The organism is Helicobacter pylori (assembly GCF_011140715.1).
In the GTDB taxonomy this organism is placed as follows: domain Bacteria; phylum Campylobacterota; class Campylobacteria; order Campylobacterales; family Helicobacteraceae; genus Helicobacter; species Helicobacter pylori_DA.
Genome location: NZ_SFZZ01000062.1, coordinates 1 through 4,887, shown reverse-complemented (window position 1 = coordinate 4,887; position 4,887 = coordinate 1). Strand labels below are relative to the sequence as shown.

4 protein-coding genes and 1 pseudogene are annotated in these 4,887 nt (G+C 38.2%); 4 read left to right on the top strand and 1 reads right to left on the bottom strand.

From position 1 onward, the window contains the following. Positions 1-78, top strand: a pseudogene (locus EWZ81_RS06320) (flagellar protein); the annotation flags it as partial. A 192-nt stretch (positions 79-270) separates the two neighbouring features. On the opposite strand, the gene waaF reads toward EWZ81_RS06320, so the two are convergent. Further along, complete coding sequence (gene waaF / locus EWZ81_RS06315; protein WP_165549392.1) at positions 271-1,320, bottom strand: lipopolysaccharide heptosyltransferase II; 1,050 nt, start codon at positions 1,318-1,320, stop codon at positions 271-273. A gap of 61 nt (positions 1,321-1,381) precedes the next feature. Here waaF and hisS point away from each other — a divergent pair, with 61 nt between their 5' ends. The 3 genes from hisS to EWZ81_RS06300 all read left to right on the top strand — a co-directional run. Further along, a complete protein-coding gene (gene hisS, locus EWZ81_RS06310; RefSeq protein ID WP_165549391.1) occupies positions 1,382-2,710 on the top strand; it encodes a histidine--tRNA ligase in 1,329 nt (442 codons plus the stop codon). After that, entirely contained in the window at positions 2,697-3,737 is a 1,041-nt protein-coding gene (gene asd / locus EWZ81_RS06305; RefSeq protein ID WP_165549390.1) for an aspartate-semialdehyde dehydrogenase, read from the top strand. Before hisS ends, asd begins: the two co-directional genes overlap by 14 nt. Positions 3,738-4,149: 412 nt before the next feature. Further along, positions 4,150-4,887: DUF874 family protein (locus EWZ81_RS06300; protein WP_165549389.1), on the top strand; the 738-nt coding region annotated here is incomplete at its 3' end.

Below are 4,887 nucleotides of genomic sequence, written 5' to 3'. Positions count from 1 at the left end.
AAACCTGAGTTAAGCTCTCAATTAGTGGCTCACAAAGATAAAAAAGACGCCAAAAAACCTAAAAACTCAGTGGCCTAATGGCTTTGACTCTAAAAAAGCGTTTTTAAAAACGCTTTTTTGGATACTATTCTATAATTTCCTACCATTTTTTAAAACCTTTGATGGGATTTATCGCTCTTCTCACGCCTTTAAAAATAAAGTTTAAATCTTTTATATACACAGAGTTTTATCAATATGGTTGCGTTTTTAAAAAAAGCCCATGAAGGGCGTTTAAGACTCTTCTAAAAGAGTGTGAGCGGCTTGAAGGACTTCAAGGGGCGTGATAGATCGCATGCACAAATGGTTTTTTTCATTCTTTAAAGGGCAAACTCGTTTCTTGCAGGGCGCACAGCTTAAATGGTGGTTTAACACAATCGTTTTTTGAGCTTTATAGGGGCGAGTCTCTTTTTCATCAGTGGGGCCAAAAAGAGCGATTAAGGGGGTTTGCACGCTAGCAGCCACATGCATGGGGCCGCTATCGTTAGTGATGAATAAATCCAAAATTGCGATGCGTTGTATCAATTCTTCAATGCTTGTTTTCCCGCACAGATTGTAAGCGTTATGGGATAATAAGGGGTTTTTCAATAAGTTTTTAACGGATTTTAAAATCTCTTCAGAAACGATAGTATCTTCTTTAGCCCCAAAAAAATAAATTTCATGCCCTTCTTCTAACAAAACAGCAGAAACTTCAGCGTAATAAGAAGCTGGCCATCTTTTAGCGCTCCCATAGCTTGCGCTAGGGTTAAAGCCGATTTTTTTAGGGGTGTTTGGGGTGTGAGTGGGGAGGTTAAAGGCTAATTTTAAGGGTAAAACGCTTTTTTGATCCAATTCTTTTTTTAAAAATTGCGAAAACAAAAAGCAATACTTTTCCACTTGATGATACTCTTTAGGGGCAGCAGTTACCGCATGGCTGAGAAACAAAGAACGAAAAAATTGAGCAAAACCGATGCGGATAGGCGTTTTTGTCGCATAGAGCAAAAAAGCGGAATAAAAATGGTTGTTTAATGCGATCGCTATATCGCAACGCCCTATTTTTTGAGCGAGTTTGTAAGTGGCTAATAGCCTGAAAAAGGATTTTTTGGTGTCATCTATGAAAACGGCTTCTATTTTTTCATCTTTTTTGAAAAGTTCGCAAGTGATTTGTGGGCCCACTAAGATAAAATGCGCATTAGGGTAGTGGTGTTTAAGGGTGTAAAAGAGCGAGCTTGCCATCACCCCATCGCCTAACCAATTAGGCAAACGCAATAAAATACGCATGCGTTTGGGCGCATTTACGCTCATCAATAGCCCTTTTTTAAAGATTTTAAGCTAAAATTTTAGCATACAAATACAAGGAAATGGAATGATTACCCCTAAAGTGTTGAGCGGGTTTAAAGACCGCTTGCCTAAAGATGCGATACAAAAAGCCCAATTGCTCGCTAAAGTTTCAGTCGTGTTTCAAAGTTTTGGTTTTGTGCCGATTGAAACCCCTCATTTGGAATACGCTGAAGTATTATTGCCTGATGCGAGCAGCGATATTCAAAAAGAAATTTATCGTTTTAAAGACCATGGGGATAGGGATGTGGCTTTAAGGTTTGATTTGACCGTGCCATTAGCCCGCTTTGTCTCTTTGCACCACCAAATATTAGGCATGCCCTTTAAACGCTACGCTATAGGCAATGTCTTTAGGGGCGAAAGGGCGCAAAAAGGGCGTTATAGGGAATTTACGCAATGCGATTTTGATTTTATAGGGAGCGAGAGCTTGGTGTGCGATGCTGAGATCATTCAAGTGATCATCGCTTCCTTAAAAGCTTTGGATTTAGAAGATTTTTGCGTCTCTATCAACCACAGAAAAATTTTGAATGGGATATGCGAATATTTTGGGATCTCTCAAGTGAATGAAGTGTTGCGCATTGTGGATAAATTAGAAAAAATTGGCTTGAATGGGGTTGAAGAAGAACTAAAAAAAGAGTGTGGTTTAAAACCAAACACCATTAAAGAGCTTTTAGAAATGGTTCAAATCAAACAAAACGATTTAAGCCATGCGGAATTTTTTGAAAAAATTGCTTATTTGAAAGACTATAATGAAAATCTGAAAAAGGGCATACAGGATTTAGAAAGGCTATACCAGTTGCTAGGGGATTTGCAAATTTCTCAAAACCTGTATAAAATTGATTTTTCTATCGCTAGGGGATTAGGGTATTATACAGGGATTGTGTATGAAACCACGCTTAATGGCATGAAGTCTTTGGGGAGCGTGTGTTCAGGGGGTCGTTACGATCATTTGACTCAAAATTTTTCTAAAGAGAATTTACAAGGGGTGGGGGCTTCTATTGGGATTGACCGATTGATTGTGGCTTTGAGTGAAATGCAATTATTAGACGAGCGTTCCACCCAAGCTAAAGTCTTAATCGCTTGCATGCATGAAGAGTATTTTTCTTATGCAAACCGCTTAGCGGAGTCTTTAAGGCAAAGCGGGATTTTTAGTGAAGTCTATCCAGAAGCTCAAAAAATCAAAAAACCCTTTTCTTATGCTAATCATAAAGGGCATGAGTTTGTGGCTGTCATTGGCGAAGAAGAATTTAAAAGCGAAACTTTAAGCCTGAAAAACATGCATTCAGGCATGCAGTTGAATTGCTTGAGTTTTTTAAAAGCCCTTGAAATCATTGGAGAAAACGATGAAGACTTATAATGTCGCTATTGTTGGGGCTAGCGGGGCGGTAGGCCAAGAGCTGATTAAAGGTTTAGAAAACTCTTCTTTCCCGATTAAAAAATTTGTCCCGCTCGCCAGTGCTAGGAGTGCCGGCAAAAAGATTAAAGCTTTCCATAAAGACTATGAGATTTTAGAAACCACGCATGAAGTTTTTGAAAAAGAAAGAATAGATATCGCCTTTTTTAGCGCTGGGGGGAGCGTGAGCGAAGAATTTGCCACAAGCGCTGCAAAAACGGCCTTAGTGATTGATAACACGAGCTTTTTTAGATTGCATAAAGATGTGCCTTTAGTCGTGCCTGAAATCAACGCTAAAGAAATTTTTAACGCTCCTTTAAATATCATCGCTAACCCTAATTGCTCCACCATTCAAATGACGCAAATCTTAAACCCCTTACACCTCCATTTTAAGATAAAAAGCGTGATTGCTAGCACTTATCAAGCCGTGAGTGGGGCAGGGAATAAGGGCATAGAGAGTTTAAAAAATGAGTTAAAAACCGCATTAGAATATTTGGAAAAAGACCCTGCTATTGATTTAAACCAAATCTTGCAAGCCGGGGCTTTCCCTTACCCGATCGCTTTCAATACGATCGCTCATATTGACACTTTTAAGGAGAACGGCTACACCAAAGAAGAGCTAAAAATGGTGCATGAAACCCATAAAATCATGGGCGTGGATTTCCCTATCAGCGCGACTTGCGTGCGCGTGCCGGTATTAAGGAGTCATAGCGAGAGTTTGAGTATCGCTTTTGAAAAAGAATTCGATCTTAAAGAAGTCTATGAAGTTTTAAAAAACGCCCCTAGCGTGGTTGTTTGCGATGATCCTAGCCATAATCTCTACCCCACGCCCTTAAAAGCGAGCAACACGGATAGCGCCTTTATAGGGCGCTTGAGGAAGGATTTGTTTGATAAGAAAACTTTGCATGGCTTTTGCGTGGCGGATCAATTAAGAGTGGGGGCAGCCACCAACGCGCTCAAAATCGCCATGCATTACATTAAGAACGCTTGAGCTTATTCAAAGATAACAAAGATGAATGTGCATGCGCTTGAATTAAGGATAAGGATCAATCTAGCCCAATCTCTCAAAAAGAGCTTTAAGTTACTAGGCTTGCGATGTTAAACAAGGGTGTAATTGAATTTCTCAAGGCTTGATTGAGAGAAATGCTAATATTTGGTAGGTCAAAAGGAATATAAAGGCTTACACTCAAGCAGAGAGTGAATGTTTAGCTAGCGAGTTATTGCCTATTATTCCCTTTAAAAGGGTGTGAGTTTAAGGTATAAGGAAAACTTGTATCAAGTTTTGTTGGAATGGATTAGAAAAATCTGATTGGATTGACCCTTACAATTTTTCAAACCCATCGTTTAATAGCGATTAAATATGGCTATATACACTACAATAATAAGATTTTGAAAGGTTGGTAATGGAATCAGTAAAAACAGGAAAAACAAATAAAGTTGGCAAAAACGCAGAGACAGCTGACACAAAGGCAAATAAAGAGACTCATTTTAAACAAGCGAATGCCATTACAAATATAATCAGATCAGTTGGTGGGTTTTTTACAAAGATCGCAAAGAGAGTTAGAGAACTTGTAAAAAAACATCCCGAGAAAAGCAGTGCGGCATTAGTAGTATTGACCCATGTTGTGTGCAGGAAAGCGAAAGAATTAGACGATAAAGTCCAAGATAAATCCAAACAAGCTGAAAAAGAAAATCAAATCAATTGGTGGAAATATTCAGGATTAACAATAGCGACAAGTTTATTATTAGCCGCTTGTAGCGCTGGTGATATTGATAAACAGATAGAGTTAGAACAAGAACAACAAAAGACAGAACAAGAACAACAGAAAACAGAACAAGAAAGACAAAAGACAATTAATACACAAAAAGATTTGGTTAAAGAACAAAAAGATTTGGTTAAAGAACAAAAAGATTTGGTTAAAGAACAGAAAGATTTGGTTAAAGAACAGAAAGATTTGGTTAAAGAACAGAAAGACTTGGTTAAAGAACAGAAAGATTTCATTAAATACGCAGAACAAAATTGCCAAGAAAATCATAATCAATTCTTTATTAAAAAAGGAGGAATTAAGGCTGGTATTGCTGGTATTGCTATAGAAGTAGAAGCTGAATGCAAAACCCCTAAACCCACAAAAACCAATCAA

Excerpts from the sequence above, each read along its gene's own strand:
- waaF (WP_165549392.1), bottom strand. The coding sequence starts at position 1,320 with ATGAGCGTAAATGCGCCCAAACGCATGCGTATTTTATTGCGTTTGCCT.
- hisS (WP_165549391.1), top strand. The coding sequence starts at position 1,382 with ATGATTACCCCTAAAGTGTTGAGCGGGTTTAAAGACCGCTTGCCTAAA.
- asd (WP_165549390.1), top strand. The coding sequence starts at position 2,697 with ATGAAGACTTATAATGTCGCTATTGTTGGGGCTAGCGGGGCGGTAGGC.